Here is a 25,153-nt window from a genome sequence, read left to right as displayed (position 1 = left end):
GTTGGGCGTTCGTCTGTGGGGTGTTTTTTCACCCCCCCCTGGGGGGGGGGGGGGGGGGGGCCCCCCCGGGGCGGGGGCCCCCCCCCCCGCCGGAACTCAGCCGGAACTCAGTAGGACGGGTTGAGCGGGAAGACGCGGTCGACGCCGAACCACTTCTTGTAGAGAGCGTTGGCCTCGCCGGAGGTGTTGAACTCCCGCAGCCAGGTGTTGACCCACTGCAGCCAGGTGGGGTCGCCCAGCTGGACGCCGATGCCGTTGTACTCCAGCGGCACCACGGAGTCCTTGGTCACCTTGAGCGAAGGGTCCGCCTTCGCCTGGTAGTTGAGGAAGTTGGAGTCCTCGACCATGGCGTCGGCCTGGCCCTGCTTGACCGCGAGGACGGCGGCGGAGGAGGTGTCGTACTCCTGGATCTTCGCGGCGGGGTTGCCGGCCTTGACCGCGTCCCCGTTGGTGGAGCCCTTGGTGACGGCGACCGTCTTGCCGGTCAGGTCCTTGATCGTGGCGATGCCGCTGGCCTTCTTCACCAGCAGGACCTCGCCCGCGACGATGTACGGGTCGCTGAAGGCGACCTGCTTGGCGCGCTCGGCGGTGGTGGTGAAGTTGCAGACCACCGCGTCGACCTTCTTGGTCTGCAGGTTGGGGATGCGGTTGGCGGAGGTCGTGTCGACGACCTTGACCTTGACGCCGAGCGCCTTGGCCATCGCGCCGGCCACGTCGACGTCGAAGCCCTGCGGCTTGTTGTCCTTGCTGAGCGAACCGAACGGCGGGAACGTCAGACAGCTGGCGACGTTCAGCGTGCCGCGCTTGATGACCGTCTGGAGGGTCGAGTTCTGGGCGCTGGTGGCCGAACTGCCGGAGCCGGAGCTGCAGGCGGTGAGGAATGCGGCGGCGGTCACACCGGCACAAATCATCATCAGAGGGCGGGTACGGTGACGAAGTCGCATCGCAGGGTCCGTTCGGGGAGGGTGACGCATCGGGGAGGGGGTACCTCGGGAGGTACCGAGAGAAGCGGGAGTGTTCTGCAATGCAAAACGTCATTTCGCAGAACTTTGCGCTGAAGCTAGCCCCGGGGGTTCGTGACCGTCAATGGCTGATTTCGATATGTAACACGGAATTTTGCTATGCAGCACGTTAGGATGCCGATGTGACTGACGCACCCGACACGCCTCCGGCCCGCCGCAACGCCTCCTCCTCCCTGCGGCGCGCGCTCGGCATCCTCATGTACCTGGCCGAGGACCGAGGCCATCCGCACGGCGTCACGCTGACCGACCTCGCCGACGGCCTCGGGATGAGCAAGAGCACCGTGCTGCGCCTGGTCGCCCCGCTGCGGGACGTACGCCTCGTCGACCAGGACCCCGACTCCGGCCGCTACCGTCTCGGCCCCCAGAACGCGCTGCTCGGCCAGGCCTACCTGGAGCGGCGCGACACCCGGCAGATCACCTCGCCGGTGCTGCACCGGCTCTCCGCGGACAGCGGTGAGACCGTCCACCTCGTGACCTTCGACCCGCCGGAGATCGTCTATATCGACAAGGTCGAGAGCAATCAGCCGGTCCGGATGCACTCCCGCATCGGCAACCGCCAGCCGGCCTACTGCACCGCCACCGGCAAGGTGTTCCTCGCCCACAGCCCGGACGACGTCGTCGAGAAGGTGATCGCCGCGGGCATGCCCGCCCGCACCCCGGCCACGATCACCACGCCCGAGCGGCTGCGCGAGGAACTCGCCCGCATCCGCCGGCGCGGCTACGCCGTCGACGACGTGGAGAACGAACAGGACATCCGCTGCGTGGCCGCCCCCGTCCACGACCACACCGGCGAGGTCACCACCGCCGTCAGCGTCTCGGGCCCGGCCGCCCGCGTCACCCGCGACCGCGTCCAGGAACTCGGCGCCCTCATCGTCGCCGCCACCGGCGCGATCACGGAGAGCCTCGGGGGAGTGGTACCGGAACGGGAAGGGCCGGCCTAGCCAGGAGTTCTGTCCACGAAGGCAGGCGACGGGCACATGGGCCGGACCTCGTCCGACTGCCACCGGCCGCGCCGGGGTCGGCGGGCCGGCGGATCAGTGGATCAGTGGATCAGCGGCCTTCGGGTGCGACGTTCGTGGCCACTCAGTCGAGACAGAACTCGTTGCCCTCGACGTCCTGCATCACCTGGCACGACTCGTTGAATCCATCGGCACGCAGGAGTGGCCCGCGTACCGCGCCGAGCGCGACCAGTCGTACGCACTCGGCCTCGAGGGCGGCCAGGCGCTCTTCCCCCACGAGCCCGGTGCCGACCCGCACGTCGAGGTGCACCCGGTTCTTGACGACCTTGCCTTCGGGAACGCGCTGGAAGAACAGTCGCGGGCCCACACCCGAGGGATCAACGCAGGCGAACGCCGAACCCTGACGCTCAGGCGGCAGAGAACGGTCGAAATCGCCCCACGTGGCAAACCCCTCCGGAGGCGGCGGTACGACGTACCCCAGCACCTCGCACCAGAAACGAGCGACGCGCTCGGGTTCCGCGCAGTCGAAGGTGATTTGGACCTGCTTGATCGACGCCATCGGGCCATCGTAGAGGCGGCGCGCAGGTGAGTTGTAGCCCTTTCCCAGGACCCCTCCCGACCGCCGGGCAGGTCCTCGTCGCGATCACGGCTGCCGCTCTACCCGGTGACCGCCATCCGCTGCAGCAACCCCCACGTGAACTCCGCGACGACCTCCCGCCGTACAAGGGTCACTGACAACCGGCCGAAGTCCTGCAACCCACCGGTGCCAGGGGCGAGGAACTGAAACTGCGGGCCGAACCACCATCACCAGGCGTACGGCCATGTGCCGTGAGTCGGGTGGGTGGTCGCCCGGCTCGGTCAGGTACTTGCGCAGCGGCGTCCGGTAGCGACAACAGTGGGCGTGGCCGACGCGAACACGTGCTCGCCCAGACGTATGCTCACCCCTTGAATGACAGCGCTCTCTTCAACAGCCGGTGGCCGAGGGAGCGTTGGCCGGCTCACTGACCGACGGGGTCCCGTGTCGCCGCCGGCCGGGTCAGGGCCTGCAACAGCGGAAGGGAACCACGGTGTCCGACGAAGGACGGCTGGTCGCGGGGCGGTACCGGCTCCTGGACCGGATAGGCCGGGGCGGCATGGGTACCGTCTGGCGCGCCCACGACGATCTCCTGGCCCGTCAGGTAGCTGTCAAGAAGCTCCATCCCCAGCCGCATCTCGATGACGACGAACTCGCTGTTCTCTTCGAGCGCACCCGGCGTGAGGCCCGTAGCGCCGCGCGAGTCAGCCACCCCAATGTTGTTGTCGTCCACGATGTCGTGGTCGACGAGGGCCTGCCCGCCATTGTCATGGAGTACGTGCAGTCCATCACTCTGGGTGACCTGATCGAGTCGCACGGTCCGGTTCCGCTCGAGGAGGCCGCCAGGATCGGCCGTGGGGTGATCGCCGCGTTGCGGGCGGCGCACCGGGCCGGGATCCTGCACCGGGACGTGAAGCCGGCCAATGTTCTGCTCGCCCAGGGCGGCCGGGTGGTTCTCACCGACTTCGGCATCGCCCAGGCCTCCGAGGCCTCGGCTCTCACCCGTTCCGGACAGTTGGTGGGGTCGGTCGACTTCATTGCTCCCGAGCGCCTGGTCGGCGCCCCGCCGGGCCCGGAGGCCGACCTGTGGGCGCTGGGTGCCACGCTCTTCCAGGCGGTGGACGGCCGCTCACCCTTCCTGCGGGACTCGGTGACGGAGACGATGTACGCCATCGCCATGGAACCGGCCCCCGAGGTCCGGGGCGCCGGGCGGCTCACCCCGCTGATCCAGGGTCTGCTCGCCGCGAAACCGGCCGAGCGGCTCTCGGCCGAGGAGGCCGAGAATCTACTGCGCGTACCGGTTGCAGGAGGGGGCTCGGCCGGTGCCCCGCCCGCTGTCCGTGCGGGGGCGGGTGACGCTGCGGCCCCGGCGGCGAAGCCGGAACTGGATGCCGAACCGGACCTGGGCGGCGCACGGCGTGAGGTGTCCGCTGCCGGGACGGCCGGGGAACACCCGCAGCTCCCTCCGAAGGACCCGCGGCCGAAGCGGGCCTCGGGCTGGTGGAAGAAGCCTGTCGTACTTGCCGCCGTGGCCGTCACGGCGATATCGATCGCGACCGTGTTGCTCCGAGACCTGCCCGTGACGCCGACGGAGAAGAACAGCACCAGCGCATCGGTCAGCCCGCCCGTGGCCGGCGATACCACCACGCCGCAGTCCCCGGACGCGTCCGCCGCACCCTCGCCGTCAGCCTCCGCGAGTTCCCGTGTCACCGCGCCTGCGGCGTCCGCTGCCCCGCCGGCGACGTCCAGGACCCCGCGGGAGACCGCCCTCCCGGAATCCGCGGACGGCGGAACCCCCTCCGCCAAGAGTGGACCCGACACGTCTGCCGCCCCGCTCGGCCGTGCCCTCGTGGTCGCCGCCTCGGGCAAGTGCCTGAGCAGCGGCAACGGGAGCGAGGGGACACAGTTGTTCCAGGCCGCATGTGACGGCTCCGCGGTGCAGCAATGGCAGATCCGATCGGATGGCACCATCCGCTCATCGGGAAAGTGCATGACCGCGGCCGGTGGGGCGACGGAGGACCGGACCGAGATCCAACTGGCCGGCTGCGACGGGGGCGCCGACCAGCAGTTCCATCTCGCCGGTACGGAACTGGCGGCTGATCAGTCGCAGAAATGTGTCGACATTTTCGGGGGTGCGAGTGGAACGGGTGCGGTCCTCTTCGAGTGCAACGGCAGAGACAACCAGACCTGGAAACTCCAATGACCACACGGCCCGCGAACTCACCGGCCCCCGCGGAGAACCGACGCCAGAGGGTGACGCCCGATTCGGGGCCGGCGTTGGGTGAGGCCCGCTGATCACAGCGGTGCCGGTTGTCCTACGGGTGGTTCTGGGCCGGGCCCACGACCGCCATCCGTTGCAGCAACCCCCACGTGAACTCCGCGACGACCTCCCGCCGTACGCCCTGGGCGTCCGCAGCGGTGAACGTCAGGCCCCAGCGGGTGGGGGCCGTGCCCTGGAGGGGGCGGGCGGGGGCGAAGGCGCGGGCGGCCTCGTCGACCGTGCAGGACCACGGGGTGAGGTCGTCGAGCGTGGTCAGCGAAGGGCCCTCGGCTTCCGGGGCGCGGATCAGCCACTCGTTCCAGACCGCGCCGTTCGGGGCGAGGACCACCTCGAAGCGGAGGTCGGGCCACAGGGGAAGGGGCCAGAGCCGGGCCTCGCACTCCAGGTCGCCGATCTTGCGGGTGAGGACCGACTCGGGCTCGCCCAGGACCGAGCGGTACCGCGAGGCGGCGGCCCGCGCGCGGGGGGAGCGGAGCATCGCCTGCCAGCGTTTGTTGGCCTCGCGCATGTCGGTGATCGAGGCGCCCAGGGTGCGGCGGGCGTCCTCGACCAGGTCGGGGTTGTGGTCGGCCATGCGACGCAGCAGGACCAGCTGGAAGTCCCGCGGGGTGAAAGGGCTAGTCGGCCTGTTTCCTGAGGGCATGCCGTTCATCGTGGCGCATCGGCCGCTCGGCCGGCCGCTCGCCGGGACGGCGGCCGTCGGGCAGGAACAGGACCGAGTTGACGTACCGGGGACGGTCGCGGAAGGGCAGTACGCGGCGCAGCAGGCCGTGGGAGACGACGTACGAGGCCGTCGACTGGTGGGACTCCAGCGGGAAGTCGGCGAGCGGCACCCAGGTGTCGCGGGGCAGCACCCAGCCGTCGTAGCCGACCAGGGACAGGTACGTCACCACCGGCGCGATCGGCTGGATACGGGACTCCAGTTCGACGAAGAGGGCCGGGCGGTCGCGGGTCAGGACGCCGGTCGCCCCGCGCAGCACCGCCAGCTCGTTGCCGTCCACGTCGACCTTGACGAAGCCGACGTCCCGCAGGCCCAGCTCGTCCAGGGTCACACAGCGCACGTCGAGTGCGCGGCCGTGGATGTCCCGGCGGACCAGCGAGGACACGCCCCGGTCGCCGGCGTCGTCCGGCGGCAGCCACAGCCGGGCCGTGCCCGGCCGGTCCGAGGCGGCGGCCTGGACCACCCGGACGTTCGCCGGGGCCGACGAGGTCAGCAGCCGCGCCAGATGCGGGACCGGCTCGACGGTCACCACCCGCTCGGCCCGTCCCGCCAGGCGGCGCGTCCAGGGGCCGTACCAGCCGCCGACGTCCACGGCCGTGCCGCAGTCCGGGGGGCACAGGTCGGCGAGCCGGGCCAGCTCCGGCTCGAAGCGCGGGTACACGGCCCGGGCGGCCGCGGCCACCAGCCGCTTCGGCAGATGCGGGGCCACCCGGGCGGCCCAGGTGCGCGCGGGGCCCGTCATGACGTGATCCGTTTGAGGAGGGCTTCGTGTTCGTCGTCCGTCACCTGTTCCCCGGACGACGGCAGCAGCTGCGGAATGCCGTCCACGATCGGGTAACGGCGGTGCAGCCGCGGGTTGTAGAGGAGCTCGGCCCGGTCCGGTCCGTCCGGTGCGACGAGGTGCAGCGGGCCCTTGTCGAGCGGGCACGCCAGGATCTTCAGCAGCGGGTCGTCGGGTTTCATGGTGGAGTCAACTCCTTGGCTCCGATGGGGGGTTGGGGTGCCGGATCGTGTTTCGGCATGGCGAGCAGGACGGCCACGGCGAGCACGACGCCCGCCAGCCGCAGCGCGAGTCTGAGCGGTTCGTGCGGCAGCGCCTCGCCGAACGAGAGCGTGCCGAGCACCGCCGTGAACAGAGCGGTCACCGTCGTGCACACCGGGACGATCAGCGAGGCCCGGCAGCGCTGCAGCGCCGCCTGCGACATGATTAGGCCGAACGCGCCGGTGAACACCAGGAGATACGGGTACGGGGAGCGCAGCAGACCGAGGATCGCGCCCCCGAGTCCGCCCGCCGTGAGATAGCTGGAGACGCCCTTGATGGCGAGCGAGCTGACGCCGTAGAGCAGGCCGACCGCCACGCCGTACTCCACACCGGTCGTCGGCGCGCGGTGGCGGTGCCGGGTGCGGCGCTCGGCCGCGTTGTACAGCCACACGCCCGCCGCCAGCGACGGCACGCACACCAGCAGGATCAGCGGGTACGGCGCCCGCCGGCTGACCTGGTCGGCGTCCTCGCGCAGCGACAGCACCACCATCAGCAGCGCGAGCAGGATCGCGCCCAGCGCGTACCGCTCCCGGCCGGTGGTCTCCTCGCCGAGCAGCCGCGAGGACAGCAGCACGAGCAGCACAAGACCGGAGACGAAGATGCCCTGCGCGGCGGCGATCGGCAGCGTCCGGTACACCGCCAGCTGCGCACCGAACCCGGAGGCCAGCGCGAGCGACCCGCCGATCCACAGCGGGCTGCGCAGCACCAGGGCGAGCAGCCGGGCGGGCCGGCGGATGCTCACCTGGGGCAGCGCCGCGAGCGCCCGTTTCTCCAGGACGAATCCGGTGCTGTACAGGACGTTGGCCAGCAGGGCCGCCGCCACCCCCCACCACATCGCCGGCGCCCCCTACGTCTTCCGGGCGTGCAGCAGCAGGATCGACGCGAGGGACGGTCTGGCACAGGCCAGCCGGTCCAGCGGGCGCAGCGGACGCGGTACGCCGTGGAAGGGCGCCCCTTGAAGTCGTACGACCTCGAAGCCGGAGGCGGCGACGAACTCCCGCAGGGCGCGCGGGGTGTAGAGCCGCAGATGCCCCACGACCTCCTTCCCCGGCCGGCCGTGAACGGCCCGCAGACTCACCTCGGAGAACACCGGCTGTACACCGGCCAGCAGCAGGGCGCGGTTGTACCAGGCGGCGAGGTTCGGGGTGGACAGCATCAGGTGGCCGCCCGGGCGCAGGACCCGGCGGATCTCGTCCAGCGCGGCGTCCGGGTCGACGAGGTGCTCGATCACCTCGCTGAACAGCACGGCGTCGGCGCAGCCGGTGGCGAACGGCAGCCCGGGGCCGGTGAGTTCGCCGCGGATCGGGTACGTCAGGTGGGCGCGGGCCCGTCTGAGGGCGTCCTGGGACCAGTCGACGCCGATGACGCGGTGGCCGGTCAGGAGCGGGGCGGCGGTGGCCGCGGCGGTGCCGTCGCCGCAGCCGATGTCGAGCACGGTACGGGCCGCGTGCGTGCCGGTGCCCGGACCGAGAGCGGCCGCCAGCATGCGGGCCTGGCGGCGGGAACGGGGGGTGCCGGAGGCGACCGGGACGGCGGGATCCTCGTAGAAGTCCCGCAGTTCCTTCGGGGGTTGGTGGGCGGTGGTGGTCATGGACCGACCTCCGTGGTGTGCAGGTAGTGCTCGAAGAGGTCGCGGAGATGGGCTCCGTCGCCGTGGCCGAGCAGGGAGCGCGACCAGCGCAGGGCCAGGTGGAGGCGGCCGGCCGTGGAGGCCGTGGTGACGGTCAGGCCGCGGGGCATACGGGCGGGCGCGGAGAACCAGACGGCGTGCGCGCGGCCGGCCTCCTCACCGAAGTCCAACGGGTACGGGATCCGGCCGATGTTGCTCAGCAGGGTCGTCGACGTCCACGGGGCCGCCGCCTTCCGCAGCCCCCGGGTGAGGGCCGCCCGCCAGGCCACGGGGGTGACCGGGGCGGTGAGGAGGGAGGCACCGTGGCCGAGTTGGGGGCGGGGGAGGGACTTGAGGGCGCGGGTACGGGTCGCCGTGCGGTGCAGGAGTGCGGCCATGTCCGTGGGGGTGGCGTGGGCCAACTCGGCCGGGTCGAAGGGGACTTCCACCAGGCGGGTGCCGTTGCCGATGGGCATCGAGGCGTCGCGTGGGCGGTCGTCCACGGGCATGGTGACGCGCAGGGGGCGGGGAGGAGCGCCGTGCTCCCTGTTCCAGTGGGTGAGGGTGAGGGCCGTGGTGACCATGAGCTGGTCGTTCACGGTGTAGGGGGAGCCCTTGGGGCGGTGAGGGAGGGGGAGCTCGGTGACCAGCAGGCCGTTGCCGGGGGAGGGTTCGGGGGAGCCGGGGGCGACCCTCGCGGGGCGGGACCAGTTGGAGGGGGCGGGGGGCTGGTTCTGGGGGGCTTCCGGCGGGCGTACGGGAGGTGTGGCGGGGGCGTTGTCCTGGCCGCCGTACAGCTCCGCCGCGGTGGCCAGGACGCGGAGGCAGGCGGGGCCGTCGAGTGCGGTGTGGTTGATGGTCAGGAAGAGGACGGTGCCTTTGGAGCAGCTCACCGGAACCCCGCCGGCGCGGGTGGGCGAACCCACGTGCGAGCTCCGGCTCCCCGCACGGGTGGCGCCGACCACGTCACTCGCCTCGCTGCCCTCCACCGACCCCGCCCCCTCCACCACCTCGAGCCGGATCGGCGGCGACAGCGACAGCGGCGGTGCCTCCACCAGGGCCCGTGTCCGTGCGTCCCGCAGCGCGTCCCTTCCCGGGGGCGGGAAGCTCACCACCTCCACGTCCGGTTCCGCCGTCAGTTCCCACTCGTAGCGGCGTCGGTACCAGCGTCCGGGCGCCTGGCGCATGAGGATGCGCGGGTGCCGGTGCAGCGCCTCCGTGAAGGCTTTTCGCAAGCGTGCCGGGTCCAGCCGGCCCGGCAGGTGGACCTCGATGTGGACCGTCTCCGGTTCCTCGTCCTGGAGGCAGTGGCGGGCCACCTCGTCCACCACCGGGAACGGGATGCGCGTGGTCGGCGTACGGGTCGTCATACGGGTTCGGGCCTCCCCTTCCCGGCCTCGACCGGGGGCAGTTGCTCGGTCGGCGCCTCTGATTCCGGTGGTGGCCCGGCGGCGCGGTCACCCTCGCGGACGCGGTCTCGGTCACCGGGCTCCGCCACGCCCACCAGTCCCGCGAACAACCCGATCAGTGCCAGCAGTTGAGCCGCGTGCCCGAACGCGCCCTCCTGAGCGCCCACCGGTTCGCCCGCTCCCGTCGCCGCCGCGATGCCCGCCCCCGCGAGGGCGACGAACGCGATCGGGACGAGGAGGGCGTGGCGGCGGTACGCGAGCAGGGCCAGGGCCGGGACCAGCAGGGCGAACCAGCCGGCGATCACCGCGCCCACCAGCGTGAGCGCCACCGTGCCGAGCCACAGGCCGGGCGCGGCCGGCAGGGGTTGCGGGTCGTCCGGGTTGGGGGCGTTGCGACGCCACAGGGCGAGGCCCAGCAGGGCGGCGAGGGCGACCGCGCTGCCGATCAGGCCGGCGTCGTAGGTGGTCGCGGGTTCGTAGGACAGCTTGACCGTGCCGCCAGCGCCCGCCGGGATCCGCCAGCCCTGCTGCCAGCCGTCCAGCCGTACCGGTGTGAGTTCCTTGCCGTCGAGGGTGGCTCGCCAACCGTCGTTGTAGTTCTCGTACGTCGTCATGTAGGAGGCCGCGCCGGAGCCGACGGTGGCTTCGCGGCGGTCGCCGAGCCAGTCCCGTACCCGCAGTTCACGGCTCGCGGATGACGCCTGCGGCAGCGTGCCGCGGGTCAGCGTCACGTCGGTCAGGGTCAGGGGGCCGGCGTCGCCGGCCTCGACCCGGTGCGAGCCCGCCGACAGCTCCAGCCCTGTCGCCGACTCACCCGACTGACAGGGCGTCACCTCCACGGGGCGGCGCTCCGTGAGGTCGCGTATCCGTCCCCGCACGCTCGTCCGGTACAGCTCGCCGTCCACCGCGAGCACCGGGCCCTGCCCGCACGGCAGGGAGAAGGTGCGGGTGGGCTTCGGCTGGGGCGTGCGGTAACTGTCGAGGGCCGGGAGGTACGCCTCCGTGAGGCCGACCGGGAGTTGCAGGTCCTCGTCGGCCACCGGGTTGTGCAGGGTCATCGGAGCGGTCTCGGTGATGGTGATGTCGAGGCGGTCCGTGGTGATCGCCGGGAAGCGGGCCGCCCCGTTCGCGTCGACGCCGGCGATCGCCGCGCCGTCGGGCGAGCTGATGTCCACCTCGGTGGGCCGGCTCGACAGGCCGCCCGCGGCGGCCAGCACGATCTCGCCGACCGGCTGCTTGCCGGTCCAGCGCAGATGGATGGTCGGGCGGTCGCCGGCGATCCACGCCGTGGTCAGATCGCCGTCCGTGAGGTTGCGCGCCGACAGGCCCGCGCCCAGCATCGCCGTGGAGTCGGCGGTCGCCGTGATGCGGTTCTGCTGATCGGGCGCGACCCGGTACAGCATCCGGTCGAGTTCCTCGCCGGTCACCGGGACCGCGCTCGCCTTGATCCGGTACGTGCCCGCGGTGGCGGTCGTGAAGGTGCGGTGCAGGCCCGCCTCGGTGCCCGTCGGGGAGAAGCCGGCCGGGTCGGCGGTGCGGTGCAGGGAGACGATCTCGTTCGAGGCGTCCGTGCCGCCGGCGTCCGTGGGCAGCCGGAGCAGCCGGGTCACCTGGACGTCCGGCAGGTCGATCTCCGAGAAGCCCGCGCCCGCCAGACCGGTGCGCCGGGCCTCCGAGTCGGTGATCGTCAGTCTCATCCAGCTCGTCTCGCCCGGGGGCGCCTTGATGCTCTGCGTGGAGCCGTCCGGGCGCAGCAGGCTGCTGCGTGACCCCCTCTCCGTCTCCACCCGCACCCGGGTCGCCGCCGACCGCACACTCTCCTGCGGCAACGGCGTCACCTTGAACGACGAGGGCATGTCGTACGCGTCGTCGGTGAAGGCGATCCGCAGCCACTGGCCGTCCGGGGAGCCCGCCACGCCCTCCGCCCAGGCCGTGTCCGGATTGCCGTCGAAGGCGTTCACCGGGTCGAACTGGGGGAGATGGAACAGCCAGTTGCCGTACGAGGACGCGGTGACCGAGCGGGCACCGCGCAACTCGGCGACCGTCTGGTGGTCCACGCCCTCGGTCGGCAGGATCTGGTGCGGTTTCTCACCGGCGTCCTGGGCGGCGCCGGACGCGTTGCGTTCGTCGCGGGTGTACGTGTACGAGGTGTTCGCGTTGACCAGGCCGAAGCGGGTGTCCGCGCGGCGCAGCCCGTCGCCGACGATCTGGAGCGGGGAAGTGCCGAGACCGGGGTGGTTGTCGCCGGTCAGGACGGTCGACCGGCCCCGCAGCTCGGTGGCCAGGGGCAGCAGGGCCTCCGGGCCGCCGGAGACCACCGCCGTGTCGGCGACCGGGGCCAGCCCGGCCTGCCCCGGACGCGGGACGTCCTCGCTCGCCGGACGGTAGATCTCCACCGCCCGCTGCCTCGGGTACAGGCCCTCCACCTGGAGCGGGGTGTCCTCGGCGATCCGGCCGCCGGTCATCAGCGGGCCGAGGCCCGTCACCCGCTGGTAGCCGGACTGTTCCAGGGTCCGCTTCACCGTCGAGGTCGGCACGTTGCCGATCTGGTCCGGGTCGAGGTCGTTGCGGACGACGACGTAGTAGACGCCCGCCCGGCTCAGGTAGTCGGTCAGTCCCGGGACCTCGCCGCCGGTGAGCAGGGCCCCCTCCACCGCGTCCATGGCGCGCCGGTTGCCGGGGGTGCCGAAGGGCACGTAGTCGCGTTGCGCCCAGCGGGAGTCGGCGAGCACGTCGAGGGGCTGGTCGATGGGGGAGCCCCAGGTGTAGATGCCGTGCGCGGTCGCCGGGACGACCAGGGCACGGGAGTCGGGGGAGTACTTGTGCAGCCAGTCGGCGGTGGCCTGCCAGTACTTGGGGAGCTCCTGGAAGGAACCCGGGTTCAGGATCGAGCCGTTGAGATACGGCCACAGGAGGCCGGGCAGGATCAGGACCGCCGCGATCAGCGGTGCGAACCGGCGGCCCCGGATCCGACGGGCGCCGCGCTGCTCACCGGCCACACCCACCACGTGGGCCAGGCCCAGCACCAGGGCGAGGGCGAGGCCCACCTGGAACTTGTAGATGTTGCGGAAGGGAGCCAGCCCGCCGTCCAGCCAGTCCTGCACCGCCCCGTGGAAGGGGGCGCCGAACGCGCCGCCGTATCCGGCGAGCAGGACCAGCGAAGCCGTCAGCACGGTCAGCACCAGCCAGCGGCGTTCGGGCAGGTCCCGGCGGGCGAGGCCGGCGAGGCCCAGTCCGGCCGCGAGGGCCGAGCACAGGATGACGATCACCGAGGAGGCGACCGTCCAGCCCGCCGGCAGCCAGGCCTCTCCCAGGTGCAGATAGGCCACCCAGTTCCCGCCGCCGCGCACGGCCTCCGTCGCCGACATGGTCTCGGTGGTGGTCCGCGCGTTCTCGACGTACGGCAGGAAGTTCTCGCCGTAGAAGCCGAGCAGCAGCAGCGGGATCCACCACCAGGCCGTCGCCAGCAGCACGCCCGGCGCCCACCAGGCGATCAGCTTGCGCTGTCTGGGGCCGGGGGGACGGGACAGCAGGTAGAGACCGGCCGGGAGCAGCGCCGCCAGCGTCGAGGACGCGTTGACGCCGCCCATGAAGGGGACGACCAGCGCTGAGCGCAGGGCGGCGATCCGGGCGCTGAAGCGTTCGTCGGTCAGCGGCAGCAGCACCCAGGGCAGGAACGCGCCGGGCAGCGCGGCGGCCGAGGTGGAGCCGACGACGATGGTGAACACCGGCCACAGGGCGTACGCCACCGCCGCGAGCAGACGGGAGGCACCGGTGCCCACACGCAGGCGTTCGGCCAGCCGAAGGGCGCCCCAGAAGGCTACCGACACGATCAGCGACAGCCACAGCCGCTCGATCAGCCACACCGGCAGCCGCACGGCGTGACCCAGCCAGTAGAACGGCAGCATCGGCCACAGGTAGCCGACGTACTGGTCCTGGATCCCGCCGAAGGAACCCTGGTCGTGCCACAACTGGCCCAGATCGGCGAGGAACCGCCCCGGGTCGGTGGTGACGCCGAGCTTGGTGTCGAAGGTCTGACGGCCCGGGTGCACCGCCAGGAACAGCACGAAGACCACGGCCCAGAACCCCAGCAGCCAGCGCCGTGACCTCGGGCCCTGGGGAGGGCCCGACATGATCGCGGTGGTGGGGACCGCCGCCGGAGGAGGGGTCTGGACCGTGGACGTCGTCATGGTGGACACCGCCGGAGGATGAGGAGGAGGTTCCAGGTGGCGACCTCGCGGATCCCGGGGGCTCTGACGACGGTCTCCGCGAGGAAGGGCCAGTAGCGGGAGCGCGCCGAGACGACCCGGACGTCGTCTCTGGCGCGCACCTGCCGCAGGGTCGGGCCGATGTGCACGGCGAACAGGTTCTCGCCGAGGGTGTGCTTGGCGGGCCGTCCGGTACGGCGCCGGTAGCGGGCACGGGCCCGCTCGGCACCCAGGTAGTGCCAGGGCGCCCACTCGTGACCGCCCCACGGGGACAGCCAGTTGGTGAACGACACGTAGATCAGACCGCCCGGCCGGGTCACCCGGATCAGCTCGCTGAGGAAGGTCTGCGGATCGGCCACGTGCTCCAGCACGTTGGAGGAGAACGTGACGTCCGCGACCCCGTCGGAGAGCGGCAGCAGGTACCCGTCGGCGATCACGGTTCCGCCCGGCGGCTTCTCGCCCAGCTCCCGGACGTCCGGTTCGAACAGGTGGGCGTGGGCGCCGCGGCGGCGGAACTCCTCGGTGAAGTGTCCGCTGCCGCCGCCGACGTCCACGACCGTACGGCCGGCGACCGGACCGTCGTAGGCCTCCACCTGGTCGGCCGCGTCCCGGGCGAGCAGGGAGTAGCAGGCCTCCGGGTCGTCCTGCTCGTGCAGGAAGGCACGGAAGAGGGCGAGGGAGCGCCTGAGGGAGGGGTCCTTCATATCTCCGTGCGGTGGTGCGCCCCTGAAGGGGCGCGGGGAACTGCGCGACAAGCCACAAGCGGCCGCTACCCGCGAGACGGCCTGACCCCCACGGCGTATAGGCGTCACGGCACCCAACCCCGCACCGCTTCCGCGGCCACCGCCCGGAACTGCCGTACCGTCCGGTCCCACCGATACCGCGCCGCCCGGTCCCGGGCAGCCTTGCCCATCAACTCCCGCCGGTGCCCGGACAGGGCAAGCGTGCACCAGGCCGCCGCGAACGAGGACTCGCCGGCCGCGAGAACACCGGTCTCACCGTCCACGACCGAGTCACGCAGACCGGGTACGTCGAAGGCGATCGACGGGGTCTCGCGCGCGGCGGCCTCGGTGACCACCAGACCCCAGCCCTCCACCGCGGAGGGATGCAGCAGCAGCCAGGCCGCGCACAGCAGGCGGTGCTTCTCCGCCTCGGAGACATGACCGGCGAACTCCACACCGGGACCGGCCAGTTGCTCGAGGCGCTCCCGCTCGGGGCCGTCGCCGACGATCACCAGCCGGCCGCCGGTGACCGGCCGCACCCGCTCCCAGAGCCGGAGCAGCAGATCGATCCGTTTGTACTCGACGAGCCGGCCCACCGCGACGAACAGGGGCTCGGGGGAGCGTTCGGCGCGCGGGCCCGGCTCCTCCACGCCGTTGTGCACGACCCGGATACGGTCGCGTTGGACGCCGATCGCGCGCAGCGCGTGGGCCGTGGACGGGGAGACGGCGACCAGCAGACCGCGGTGCTGGGCGGCCCCGGCCAGGGCCCAGTGTTCGAGTCTTCGGCCGATCCGGGCGGCCGGGGCCAGCGGCCCTCCGAAGCGCATCTTCCACAGATCGGTGTGGACGTGGTTGACCAGGCACAGCGTGGGGCCGCGATGCCACAGGGGCGCCAGATACGGCATCCCGTCGCAGACCTCGACCAGCAGGTCGGTCTCGCCGACCTGACGGGCGAAGGCGGAACGGGCGCGCAGATAGTGACCGAACTCGCCGCCCGCCGACACGACCCGGTAGTCGCGGACGGGGGCCCCTCCCGCTCGGGCGGAGCCGAGAGAGGAGGCCGGCCCTCCGCACAGCAGGGTCACCTGGTGACCGAGCCGGGTCAGACCGTCGGCGAGCTTGTCGACCAGCAGCTCCGAGCCGCCGGCGGCCGGGTTGTGCAGATCTCGATGGGCGAGGAAAACGACTCGGCGTGGGGGTGGGGGGAGCGCCGAGGGGTGCTGCGCCATCCGGGCAACCGGAGGGTGCAGCGAGGACGGCACGTGCTGGGGCATGGGTGCTCCAACTCGTCTCAGGGTGCGGAACTCAGCGTGGGGGTGAGGGTGTGTTCCTGTGGGGGGTTTCCGAGGTTTCTGCGTGGTGGGTGTGGACGGTCTGTGCTCGGGTGGGGTGGACAGTTTTCGCCCACCCGTTCGTCACGGCTACTCACGCAGGTGACAATTTCCGGCTTTATTAGAGCTGACGTCACGTCACATCGTGACGGGAACTCGGTGCATCTCGGGAGTTTCCGGGGAATCAGGGCGCTTGCGTCCCCGAAGCACCAAAACGCCTCCCACGGCCGCCAGGACGAATCCGGTCACAGCGGCACCGATCGGCAAGGTCTCGCCCAGCAGGCGCAGTTGGCCGCTGTCCCGCTCGGCCTGCCGCACCGCGTCCTTCTGCGTGCCGGTGGTGAAGGCGATCTTCCGGCTGTCCAGCAGGACCACCGCGTCCTTCTTCGCGCCGGGCGCCCGCAGCGTGCGCTTCGGGCCGACCTGTGCGTAGATCACCCGGCCGGTGGCCTGGTCGACGACGAGCTCGATGCCGTGGTTGGAGTACCACTCCTCCGCCAGCACCTGCGGCCGGTTCGGCTGGTCGACGATGCTGCCCGGCACCAGCCGGGTGCCGACCTTCGCCGGCGCGACCGTCCCGGTGAACCGGTAACCCGTGTACCCCTGGACCTTCTTGGTACCGCCGTAGCGCAAGGTGACCGTGGATCCCAGGGAGTTGTCCCACCACTGGTACGAGCGTTTGTGCACGTCGAAGGGGAACTTCAGATAGGCCTCGCCCTCGATGTAGGGCTTCTCCCCGCAGCAGTGCACGGGCTTGGTGGTCTTGCGGTCCATGACCCAGCGGTGCGGGATGAACTCCAGCGCGTCGTGCGGGTCGGCGGCCGGCAACGAGGCGTCGGTGTCGACCGTGGTCGTCACGTCCCACACGGCGGCCCGGCCGCTGCGCTCGCTTTCGGCCACGTTGCCGCGCACCCGCTGGGTGACGGTGATCCGCTGGTCGGACACGGTCTCCAGCTCCTCGGTGTCGAAGACGCTGCCGGTGCCCTTGTAGACGGCGGTGGTGTCGATGTCGACGGGGTTCACGGCCGCGCGCGGCTCGACGTACCAGGCGAGCAGGGGCGCCAGTACCAGCAGAAACGTACCGAGGCCGAGCAGGATCAGGGAAAGTGGTGAGGCATTACGGCGCATCCGGCTACTCCAGGGGGGTGGGATGAGGAGTTCGGGCCGCTCTATGGGCCGAGGACCGTAGGCGCCTCTTGACGGAGTGTCAATCTCCTGTCGACACTGGGGCCTTCAGGCAGGGTGGGACGCCGGGTGGGTACGACGTCCGGATTTCAGGCCGGACAGAGAGGCTGACCCTGCGATGTCCAGACTGTTCGCCGCCGCACTGACCGTCGTGCTCGCCGCCGCCCTCGCCGTGGGCGCCGCACTCGGCGTCGTCGCGCTGCTCGAGGCCACGCCCGACCAGCCCAACACACCCTTGATCACGTACGAGCAAGCAGGCCAGGGGAGTTGACCCGTGCCCGCCCGCCCGGCAACCGTCACCACCCGCTCGGCCTGGCACGACGTCCCTCGTCTCCAGGTACGCCAGTTCGCGGCGATCGCCATGGCCGAGGCACCCGAACTCGCCGACGAGATCCTGCGCGAGATCCGCCGCGAGTACCCGCATCTGCCCGTCGTCCTCGACGAGTCCGGCGAACCCATGGCCCTGGTCGGCATCCGACGCGCCATCGAGGTCTTCGTCCAGCACCTGGAGAACTCCGACTACTCGTCGGGCCGCCCGACCGTACCGCCGGGCGTCTTCCAGGAGTTCGGCCGCGGCGAGGGCCTGGGCGGCCGCAGTCTCGACTCGCTCCAGGCGATCTACCGCATGGGCGTACGGCTGGCCTGGCGCCGTTTCGCCGACATCGGCCAGCGCGTCGAGATCCCGCCGCCCGCGATGTACGAGCTCGTGGACGCGGGCTACGAGTACCTGGACGGCCTCGTCGACCAGTCCGTACGCGGCTACGCGGAGGCGGCGGCCAGACAGGCCGGGGAACGCTTACGGCTCCAGCGCCGCCTGATGGAACTCATCTTCGCCGAGCACCACCGCGGCGACCCGGCCGACGCCCTCACCGAACGGGCCGCCCGGATCGGCTGGCCGCTGCCCGAGAAGGTCGCGGTCGGCGTCCTGCTGCGCCCGGCACGGGAGGCGGTGGCACCCGCGGTCGGGCAGGGCGTCCTGCTCGACATGGAGTACGAGCAGCCCCGGATGGTCGTGCCCGAGCCGGACGCCGCCGGCCGCCCCGAACTGCTGCACCGCGCCCTGACCGGCTGGGCCGGGGCGATCGGCCCGCCGGTCCCGCTCGCCGACGCCGGCAAGTCGCTGCGCTGGGCCGAGGCGGCCGTAGGGCTGATGGAACGGGGACTGCTTCCGGCGGGCGAGGTCCTCCACTGCACCGAGCACACCGAGGCGCTCGTCCTGCTCCAGCCCGAGGAACTCATCGACGACCTCGCCCTGCGCTGCCTCGCGCCCCTGACCCACTGCGGCCCCACCCACGGCCGGCGCCTCGCGGAGACGTTGCTGGCCTGGCTGGAGACCCGGGGCGGCGCGCCCGAGGTGGCGGCCCGGCTGGGCGTCCACCCGCAGACCGTCCGCTACCGGCTCCGGCAGATCCGCGAGCTGTGGGGCGCCGAGATCGACGACCCGGACCGCCGCTTCGAACTCGAACTGGTGCTGCGGGCACAGCGGTTGCGGGGGACTTTGGGGGAGACGCGGGGGCGGGGAGGAACGTGAGACGACCGGGGCGCGGGGCGCGTACCCATGAAGGACACGTGCCCCGCACCCCGGCCGCCGTAAGACCGCCCGGCTCGGATGATCACCGGCGGTTCTGGAGCCTCACCCGCAGCCGGGGCGAGAGACGGACCGCCGCGACACCCAGCGCCGCGAGGGCCGCCGCCGCGCCCAGCATCAGGCCGATGCCGCCCGCGCCGGTGCTCGCCAGGCCGCCCGAGAGCGGCGAGGTGTTGTCGTTGCCGGAGCCGCCGGTACCGGAACCGTCAGTGTCGGTGCCGCCGGAACCGTTGCCGTCGCTCGTGCCGCCCGTGACGCCGTCGGCGGAGCCGGACGGACTGGGGGTGGGGCTGGGGGACGCGGACGGGTCGGTCTCGACCTTCTCGACGACCTCGACGGTGAAGGTGGCGGACGCGCCGCCGTCGACGGACGCGGTGACGGTGTACGTGCCGAGTTCGTCACCGGCGACCAGTTCCCGCGAGCTGACCTTGCCCTCGGCGTCGGCCGTCTCCCGGGCGCCCGCGTACTTGCCCTCGAACTCGGGGAGCCCCGCGCTGCTGCCGTGGACGAGGAAGTTCACCTTCACACCGGCGGCCGGCTTGCCCTCGTCGGTCACCAGGGCCTGGAGCACCTCGGGGAAGGGCTGACCGGGCTCGGCCTGCTGCTTGTCGCCCGCGAGGACCTTCACCTCGTTCGCCAGGTTCCGCACGTGGACGACGAAGTCCGTCGAGAGACCGCCCGGCGCCGTCGCGTGGATGGTGAAGTCGCCCTTCTGGCCGCCGGTGTAGATGGTGGGCGTCTGCACGCGGCCCTGGGCGTCGGTCGCCAGCACGACGGACGTCCTGTTCTCGCGCTCGCCGAAGGTCAGGTCCCGCTTCAGGGGGTCGTCGATCGCGAACTTCACCGAGACACCCTCGACCGGGTCGCCGTCCTTGTCCCGGACCACCGCGGCAGTCGGCGGGACCTCGTAACCCGGCTCGACGGACTGCTCCGCCGCGGAGGCCGGGCTCAGTGTCGCGGGCGCGACGGCACCCTTCCACTGGATGACCACGCGGCCGTTGCCGCCGATGAGGTTGCCGCCGCCCTCGGCCACCCCCTGGGTCTCCGGCTCCGGCGGTCCCGACCAGAACGGGTCGTCCTTCGCGGGAGGCGCGCTACGGACACCGCTGACCATCCGCGCGTCGGTCACCCGGTCGGGGCTGGTGTAGCCGGTGCCGCCGCCGCCGCTGCCGCTGGCCTTGAAGTCCTCCGAGCCGGCCCCGCCACCGCCGCCCGCATAGCCGGCACCGCCGCCGCCACCGCCGTTACCGGCCTTGCCGCCGTCACCGCCGCGGCCACCCGCGGTGGCGTCGGCCCCCGCCGCGCCGTTGCCGGCCCCCGCGCCACCGGTGCCCTTGTCGGCACCCTTGCCGCCGAAGCCCGACTCGGAGCCGTCCTGACCCTCGTCGCCACCGGCGGCACCGCCCCAACCCGGGCCCAGGCTGCCGCCGGAGCCGCCTCCGCCGCCGGCGATGACGAGTGCCTCGCCGCCGCTGGTACGGATGGCGCTGCTGTTGCCGCCGGGCTTGGCATCGCCGCCACCGGCGGCACCGCCGAGCGCGTCGCCGAACGACTTCCCGTAGTAGTATCCGCCGACCGCGACGGACAGCGGCTCACCGGGCGTGACCTTCAGCGTGCCCGCGGTGTACCCGCCCGCACCGCCGCTCACGCTGTGGCCGCCCCACCCGCCCTGCCCCCACGCCCGCACGTCCAGCGTGTGCACGCCGGACGGGACCTGGAAGGCGGCCTTGTCTCCCGTGAAGTCGAACAACCGGCAGCCCGTGAAGCCCGCCGTCGGCACGCACGCGTCGCCCGCCGCCGCTGTGCCGGCGGCCGCCGCGGGCACCGCCGCCCAACTGCCCCCGGCGCCCAGCGCCAGCAGGGCGACCGTCGCCGCACCACGTCTCAGACGGACACGGCGTAACTCAAGAGAATCCCGCATGATCAACCACTCCATAGCTCGACGGCTCGGCCGGCTCCCCCAAGGAGCTCAGGTGATCAAAAACCGTCACCGTTTCTTCACGGGTAAGACCCCGGAGCGGAGAAAAGGTTGTACCTGTGAGGCGGAAGTGACGGCGCATGCCCATTGCCCGGGCAAACGCTCTATGACTAGCCTGTGTTCGTCATGCCGATCGTCTGTTGAAATTTCGAACGCAGACGCCTTAGCCGCAAAGGGAGGGGGCCGGTCGTGGGACGCTTGGTACCTGCCGTGACCCGGGCTCTCGACATTCTCGAGCTCTTTCTCGACGGGGACGGAACACTGTCCGCCCCCGACATCGTGCGCCGGCTGCAGCTGCCGCGCACCACCGTGCACGAGCTGGTCACCACGCTCGCCGCCCGGTCGTACATCGTGCAGGTGCCCGGCCAGCCCGGCCGCTACCGGCTCGGGGTACGCCCCTACCAGCTGGGCAGCCGGTACTCCGAGCAGCTCGACCTCGCCGCCGAGGGCCAGCACGTCGCCCGCTCCGTCGCCGAGACCTGCGACGAGACCGTGCACGTGGCGATCCTCGAGGGCACCGACGTCATCTACATCGCCAAGGTCGACTCCACACACGCCGTACGGATGGTCTCCGCGGCCGGGCGCCGGCTGCCCGCCCACTGCACCTCCGTCGGCAAGATGCTGCTGGCCTCCCTGCCCGACCACGAGCTCACCTCGCGCATCCCGGACGGCGCCGACCTGATCGCGATGACACCCAACAGCATCACCGATCCGGACGCCCTGCGCGAGGCCCTGGCCGAGATCCGGCGGCGCGGGACAGCGGTGGAGAACCGCGAGTCCAACCCGGACGTCTCCTGCGTGGCCGCGCCCGTGCAGGACCGCACCGGCCGGGTCGTCGCCGCGCTGTCCATCTCGGTGCCCATGATCCGCTGGAGCGACGAGCGCCGCGTCGAGCTGGAGCAGCTCGCCGCCAAGGGTGCCGCCGAACTGTCGGAGCGTCTCGGATACCGGAGCGTGGCATGACGTACACCTACGAGGTGGCGGTACGGGCGGAGGCGACCCTCGGCGAGGGCCCCACCTGGGACGCGGCGGCCGGCCGGCTGCTCTGGATCGACATCCTCGGCTCGCGGATCCACACGTACGACCCGGGCTCCGGCCGTCGGACGACCCGCACCACCGAGCAGCACGTCGGCGCGGTCAAGCCGCGCGCGGGCGGCGGCCTCGTCCTCAACCTCCGGGACGGCGTCGGCCTGCTCGACCCCGACGACACCTTCCGCTGGCTGCACCACGACCCGGTCCCCGGCCGCCGCGCCAACGACGCCGCCGTCGCCCCCGACGGCTCCCTGTGGGCAGGCACCATGCGTTACGACGAGGCACCCGGCGGCGGCACGCTGTCCCGGATCACCGGCGACGGCACGGCCGAGACCGTCCTCGACGACGTGGCGGTCAGCAACGGCACGGGCTGGAGCCCCGACGGCCGCCTGATGTACTACATCGACTCCCCGACCCGCCGGGTCGACGTCTTCGACTTCGAGAACGGCCGGCCCCTCAACCGGCGTCCGCTGGTCGAGATCGAGGACGGCGCCGGCTTCCCCGACGGCCTCACCGTCGACGCCGACGGCTGCGTGTGGGTGGCGCTGTGGGACGGGGCGGCGGTGCGCCGCTACACGCCCGGCGGCGAGCTGGACAGGGTCGTCGAGCTGCCGACACCTCGGGTGACGGCCTGCGCGTTCGGGGGCGCCGACCTGGCGGACCTGTACGTCACCACGGCCCGGGTGGGTCTTTCCTCGCCGGATCCGGTGGCGGGGTCGTTGCTGGTGGTGCGGGGGGCCGGGAAGGGATTGACGCAGCCGGCGTTCGCCGGTTAGCGGCGCAACCGCGGGCAGTAGTGCCGCCGGGGTGCTGGGGGAGGGTGGGCGACGGGGGTCCCCCGCCCCCACGTCGGCCCGTACTCAGACGGCCGCCCGCTCCAGCCCCCGCAGCACCCCCCACTCCTCCGCGGTCAACGGCGGCCCCTCCAACCGCGGCAGCAGCGCCCCGTTCAGCACCGCCAGCAACGTCGCCGGATGCAGCAGCCGCTCCGGACCCGCCGTAAGACTGGTCACGTCCCACAGCGCCGAAGCCGCCCGGTACGACCCCGTGGCCGCCTTCGTCAGCCGCCGTGAGTACCGGGTCACCAACCGGTCCGCCGCGTTCGGCCGCCCGCCCCGCGTCTCCGGGTACCAGATGTCCTGCCCCACCGCCATCGCCCACGCCGCGTCCACAGACCGCGCCGCCCCTCGCTGCACCCGCCGCGCCAGCCCGGCCGCCCCCAGCCCGCCGCGCCGGACCTCCTCGCCCAGGAACCGCGCGCCGAGCGCGGCCACCGACATGCCCTGCCCGTACGCCGGGTTGTACGTGGCCAGCGCGTCGCCCAGGACGACGAAACCCTCGGGCCAGTCGCGTACCTTCTCGAGGTACCGCCGGGCGTTGTGCGTGCTGCGGCTGATGTGTACGTCGGTCAGTGGCTCCGCACCGGAGATGAGCTGCCCGACGATGGGGTGCGGCAGGCCGAGGGTGTAGCGCAGGAAGCCCTCCGGGTCGGACGGCGGCTCACCGCCCCGGGTGCCGGCGAGGCTGACCATCCACCGGCCGCCCTCGATGGGCAGCACCATCCCGCTGCGCCCCGGCCGGTTCGCGTACGGATCGGCCTGTACGACGGTCAGCGGGAACCGTTCGGCGCCCTCGGGCACCCGGTAGACGCGGGTGGCGTTGACGAGCCCGGCGTCCACGGTCCGCTCGGGGATGCCGGTGACCCCGAGGCGCTCCAGCCAGTGCGTGACCCGTGAGCCGCGCCCACTGGCGTCGACGACGAAATCGGCCTGAAGGTCCGTGCTGCCGCCCGGAGTTGACAGTCGTACGCCGGTGACCTGCCCGCTGCGGCCGGTGAGTTCGAGGACCTGTGCCTTGCGCAACTCGACCCCGGTGTGGTCCAGCACGGCTCTGCGGACCGCCCAGTCCAGCAACGCCCGGCTGCACGCGAGCATATGGGGGCCTTCGTGCCGCCAGCGGCGGAACCAGCCCTCCGGGGTGAGCGCCACCATGCCGGAGCCGAGAGGTATGTCGTGAGCGCCCGCGTCGAGCAGATGCCGGCGCATGCTCACGCCGGGCACCAGGTCCTCCATGGCGGCCAGACCGCCCGCCATCAGCAGGTGCGCGTGCCGCCCCTGGGGGAGGCCCTTGCGGTGGTCGGGTCCGTCGGGCAGGTCGTCGCGGTCCAGCACGATCACTTCGTCCGCGGCACCGGACAGCGCCGCCGCGGCCAGCATGCCGGCCAGGCCGGCACCGATGACGACAGCTCTGCGCGTCATGGAGCTCCTCTAGTTCAGCCAGGGGTGGCCCTCACCGTACCTTCGGCTAAGACGGTGACGTGCGTCGAACGCGCGAGCGTCTGTGCCAGTTCCACCAGCCCGCCGGTGCCCGGGACTTCGGTCGCGTACAGCCGGTACGCGCTCGGTGTGACCAGCGGCGGCCGACCGGCGGCGGCGCGGCGCGCGGCGTCGCTCACCATGGCCGCCTCGGCCGCGAGGCGGGCCTCGTGCGGGTCGCGGCCCGCACGCAGGGCGCTGTCCAGGGCCTGGTCGCGGATCCGGTCGTCGAAGTACGGGGCGAGCGCCAACAGGGCGTCGTGGATGGACACTTCACGCCAGCGCAGCCGGTCCACGGGCGACTGCCACCAGGCGCTCGGCGGCTTCGGCGCGGTGGAGGCGAAGCACACCCGGGACCACAGCGGGCCCAGCCTGCGGTAGTCCTCGACACTGTGCCAGTGGGCGAGCGCCGGCGGCAGCAGCCTCGGCAGCACGAACCCGGCGGAGAACAGCAGCGCGGCCAGCGAGGCCATCGGCGGGGCCACCTCGGTGGACAGCACGTCGAGGTCGTGGCCGGCCCAACGGGCCACGACCGCCGTGTACTTGGCCGCCTGGAAACCCACCAGGTCCAGCAGCGCGCCCGCCAGGATCAGCCACAGCCCGGCCCGCAGCAGCCCGGTGACCTCGCGCCCCCACTTGACGCACACCACGCACGTCGCGCCCATCGCCGCGGTGTGCCCCAGCAGATAGAGCACGATCATCTCGCGCATGTACGGCGTGTTCGCGTAGTAGGTGTCGAGGTCGGTGAGCCGCTCGACGTGCGCGTCCGCCAGCGTGAACAGCGCGACGATGGCGGCGATCAGCACGCCGTACGCGGCGACGGCCCGCAGCGTCAGGCGCCGGATCCGCTCCGGGGAACCGCCCCGCCAGTTGATCAGCAGGACGAGCAGGGAGCAGCTGTACGCAGAGAGCACGCCGTAGGTGAGCGGGGCGCCGAAGTTGGGGATGCCGGTGAGGTCGTTGACGGCGGCCAGGGTGACCGGCGCCGCGCAGACGAAGACGAGGGAGCCGAGCACGATGGCCGCGCAGGTGGACACGGTCAGCGGGTCGCGCGGGGCGGTGGGCGGCCGTCGGCGGAAGAGGACCGCGCAGGTCAGTCCGAAGACCGCGGCCGCCAGATACACGACGAGGCTCATGCCCGGGAACTCCGTTCGGACGATCGTGCGGCGGTGGGGGG

At 72.2% G+C, this 25,153-nt stretch carries 21 protein-coding genes; 6 read left to right on the top strand and 15 right to left on the bottom strand.

What is annotated here, in order from left to right:
• Positions 1-107: 107 nt before the first annotated feature.
• On the bottom strand, positions 108-896 hold the full coding sequence (locus tag ACIBK3_RS04290) for a transporter substrate-binding domain-containing protein (RefSeq protein ID WP_399361688.1): 789 nt from the start codon (positions 894-896) through the stop codon (positions 108-110).
• A 248-nt stretch (positions 897-1,144) separates the two neighbouring features.
• Here ACIBK3_RS04290 and ACIBK3_RS04285 point away from each other — a divergent pair, with 248 nt between their 5' ends.
• A complete protein-coding gene (locus tag ACIBK3_RS04285; protein ID WP_399361686.1) occupies positions 1,145-1,963 on the top strand; it encodes an IclR family transcriptional regulator in 819 nt (272 codons plus the stop codon).
• Positions 1,964-2,105: 142 nt separating this feature from the next.
• Here the strand turns inward: ACIBK3_RS04285 and ACIBK3_RS04280 are convergent, their stop codons facing one another.
• Positions 2,106-2,540, bottom strand: coding sequence for a VOC family protein (locus tag ACIBK3_RS04280; protein WP_399361684.1), 435 nt, complete (start codon positions 2,538-2,540; stop codon positions 2,106-2,108).
• A gap of 508 nt (positions 2,541-3,048) precedes the next feature.
• Between ACIBK3_RS04280 and ACIBK3_RS04275 the strand changes: the two genes are divergently transcribed.
• On the top strand, positions 3,049-4,758 hold the full coding sequence (locus ACIBK3_RS04275) for a protein kinase (RefSeq protein ID WP_399361682.1): 1,710 nt from the start codon (positions 3,049-3,051) through the stop codon (positions 4,756-4,758).
• Positions 4,759-4,870: 112 nt separating this feature from the next.
• Here ACIBK3_RS04275 and ACIBK3_RS04270 read toward each other — a convergent pair whose 3' ends face one another.
• The 10 genes from ACIBK3_RS04270 to ACIBK3_RS04225 all read right to left on the bottom strand — a co-directional run bounded on the left by ACIBK3_RS04270 (position 4,871) and on the right by ACIBK3_RS04225 (position 17,006).
• The gene (locus ACIBK3_RS04270) at positions 4,871-5,479 is read right to left on the bottom strand and encodes a hypothetical protein (protein WP_399361680.1); all 609 of its coding nucleotides are present in this window, start codon (positions 5,477-5,479) and stop codon (positions 4,871-4,873) included.
• On the bottom strand, positions 5,454-6,299 hold the full coding sequence (locus ACIBK3_RS04265; protein ID WP_399361678.1) for an FkbM family methyltransferase: 846 nt from the start codon (positions 6,297-6,299) through the stop codon (positions 5,454-5,456). Before ACIBK3_RS04265 ends, ACIBK3_RS04270 begins: the two co-directional genes overlap by 26 nt.
• A complete protein-coding gene (locus ACIBK3_RS04260; RefSeq protein ID WP_399361676.1) occupies positions 6,296-6,520 on the bottom strand; it encodes a Trm112 family protein in 225 nt (74 codons plus the stop codon). Before ACIBK3_RS04260 ends, ACIBK3_RS04265 begins: the two co-directional genes overlap by 4 nt.
• Positions 6,517-7,422 carry a DMT family transporter gene (locus ACIBK3_RS04255; protein WP_399362117.1) on the bottom strand — a complete coding sequence of 302 codons (906 nt, stop codon included), beginning with the start codon at positions 7,420-7,422 and terminating at the stop codon, positions 6,517-6,519. Before ACIBK3_RS04255 ends, ACIBK3_RS04260 begins: the two co-directional genes overlap by 4 nt.
• A 24-nt stretch (positions 7,423-7,446) precedes the next feature.
• Entirely contained in the window at positions 7,447-8,190 is a 744-nt protein-coding gene (locus ACIBK3_RS04250) for a class I SAM-dependent methyltransferase (RefSeq protein WP_399361674.1), read from the bottom strand.
• Positions 8,187-9,578 carry a condensation protein gene (locus tag ACIBK3_RS04245; RefSeq protein WP_399361673.1) on the bottom strand — a complete coding sequence of 464 codons (1,392 nt, stop codon included), beginning with the start codon at positions 9,576-9,578 and terminating at the stop codon, positions 8,187-8,189. Before ACIBK3_RS04245 ends, ACIBK3_RS04250 begins: the two co-directional genes overlap by 4 nt.
• Positions 9,575-13,807, bottom strand: a complete 4,233-nt coding sequence (locus tag ACIBK3_RS04240) for an alpha-(1->3)-arabinofuranosyltransferase family protein (RefSeq protein ID WP_399362115.1) — start codon at positions 13,805-13,807, stop codon at positions 9,575-9,577. The genes ACIBK3_RS04245 and ACIBK3_RS04240 overlap by 4 nt, the downstream gene beginning before the upstream one ends.
• The gene (locus ACIBK3_RS04235) at positions 13,804-14,529 is read right to left on the bottom strand and encodes a class I SAM-dependent methyltransferase (RefSeq protein ID WP_399361671.1); all 726 of its coding nucleotides are present in this window, start codon (positions 14,527-14,529) and stop codon (positions 13,804-13,806) included. The genes ACIBK3_RS04240 and ACIBK3_RS04235 overlap by 4 nt, the downstream gene beginning before the upstream one ends.
• Before the next feature lie 104 nt (positions 14,530-14,633).
• Entirely contained in the window at positions 14,634-15,821 is a 1,188-nt protein-coding gene (locus ACIBK3_RS04230; protein WP_399361669.1) for a glycosyltransferase family 4 protein, read from the bottom strand.
• A gap of 195 nt (positions 15,822-16,016) precedes the next feature.
• Positions 16,017-17,006 (bottom strand): DUF3068 domain-containing protein, encoded by a 990-nt coding sequence (locus ACIBK3_RS04225; RefSeq protein WP_399361667.1) that lies wholly within the window; start codon positions 17,004-17,006, stop codon positions 16,017-16,019.
• A 175-nt stretch (positions 17,007-17,181) separates the two neighbouring features.
• Here ACIBK3_RS04225 and ACIBK3_RS04220 point away from each other — a divergent pair, with 175 nt between their 5' ends.
• Together ACIBK3_RS04220 and ACIBK3_RS04215 are read left to right on the top strand one after the other, a co-directional pair.
• Positions 17,182-17,334: a hypothetical protein gene (locus ACIBK3_RS04220; protein WP_399361665.1), complete on the top strand. Its 153-nt coding sequence runs from the start codon at positions 17,182-17,184 to the stop codon at positions 17,332-17,334.
• Positions 17,335-17,337: 3 nt separating this feature from the next.
• On the top strand, positions 17,338-18,594 hold the full coding sequence (locus ACIBK3_RS04215; RefSeq protein WP_399361663.1) for a helix-turn-helix domain-containing protein: 1,257 nt from the start codon (positions 17,338-17,340) through the stop codon (positions 18,592-18,594).
• Positions 18,595-18,676: 82 nt separating this feature from the next.
• On the opposite strand, the gene ACIBK3_RS04210 is transcribed toward ACIBK3_RS04215, so the two are convergent.
• Positions 18,677-20,572, bottom strand: a complete 1,896-nt coding sequence (locus tag ACIBK3_RS04210) for a hypothetical protein (RefSeq protein ID WP_399361661.1) — start codon at positions 20,570-20,572, stop codon at positions 18,677-18,679.
• A gap of 246 nt (positions 20,573-20,818) precedes the next feature.
• Here ACIBK3_RS04210 and ACIBK3_RS04205 point away from each other — a divergent pair, with 246 nt between their 5' ends.
• Both ACIBK3_RS04205 and ACIBK3_RS04200 read left to right on the top strand, forming a co-directional pair.
• Positions 20,819-21,592, top strand: coding sequence for an IclR family transcriptional regulator (locus ACIBK3_RS04205; protein WP_399361659.1), 774 nt, complete (start codon positions 20,819-20,821; stop codon positions 21,590-21,592).
• Positions 21,589-22,437: an SMP-30/gluconolactonase/LRE family protein gene (locus tag ACIBK3_RS04200; protein ID WP_399361657.1), complete on the top strand. Its 849-nt coding sequence runs from the start codon at positions 21,589-21,591 to the stop codon at positions 22,435-22,437. The genes ACIBK3_RS04205 and ACIBK3_RS04200 overlap by 4 nt, the downstream gene beginning before the upstream one ends.
• A gap of 84 nt (positions 22,438-22,521) precedes the next feature.
• On the opposite strand, the gene ACIBK3_RS04195 is transcribed toward ACIBK3_RS04200, so the two are convergent.
• Entirely contained in the window at positions 22,522-23,919 is a 1,398-nt protein-coding gene (locus tag ACIBK3_RS04195) for an NAD(P)/FAD-dependent oxidoreductase (RefSeq protein WP_399361656.1), read from the bottom strand.
• A gap of 14 nt (positions 23,920-23,933) precedes the next feature.
• Complete coding sequence (locus ACIBK3_RS04190) at positions 23,934-25,112, bottom strand: MAB_1171c family putative transporter (RefSeq protein WP_399361654.1); 1,179 nt, start codon at positions 25,110-25,112, stop codon at positions 23,934-23,936.
• Positions 25,113-25,153 lie beyond the last annotated feature (41 nt).

The sequence above is a fragment of the Streptomyces sp. NPDC050287 genome, assembly GCF_044459385.1.
GTDB lineage: Bacteria > Actinomycetota > Actinomycetes > Streptomycetales > Streptomycetaceae > Streptomyces.
This window is presented reverse-complemented; position numbering and strand designations above follow the sequence as displayed.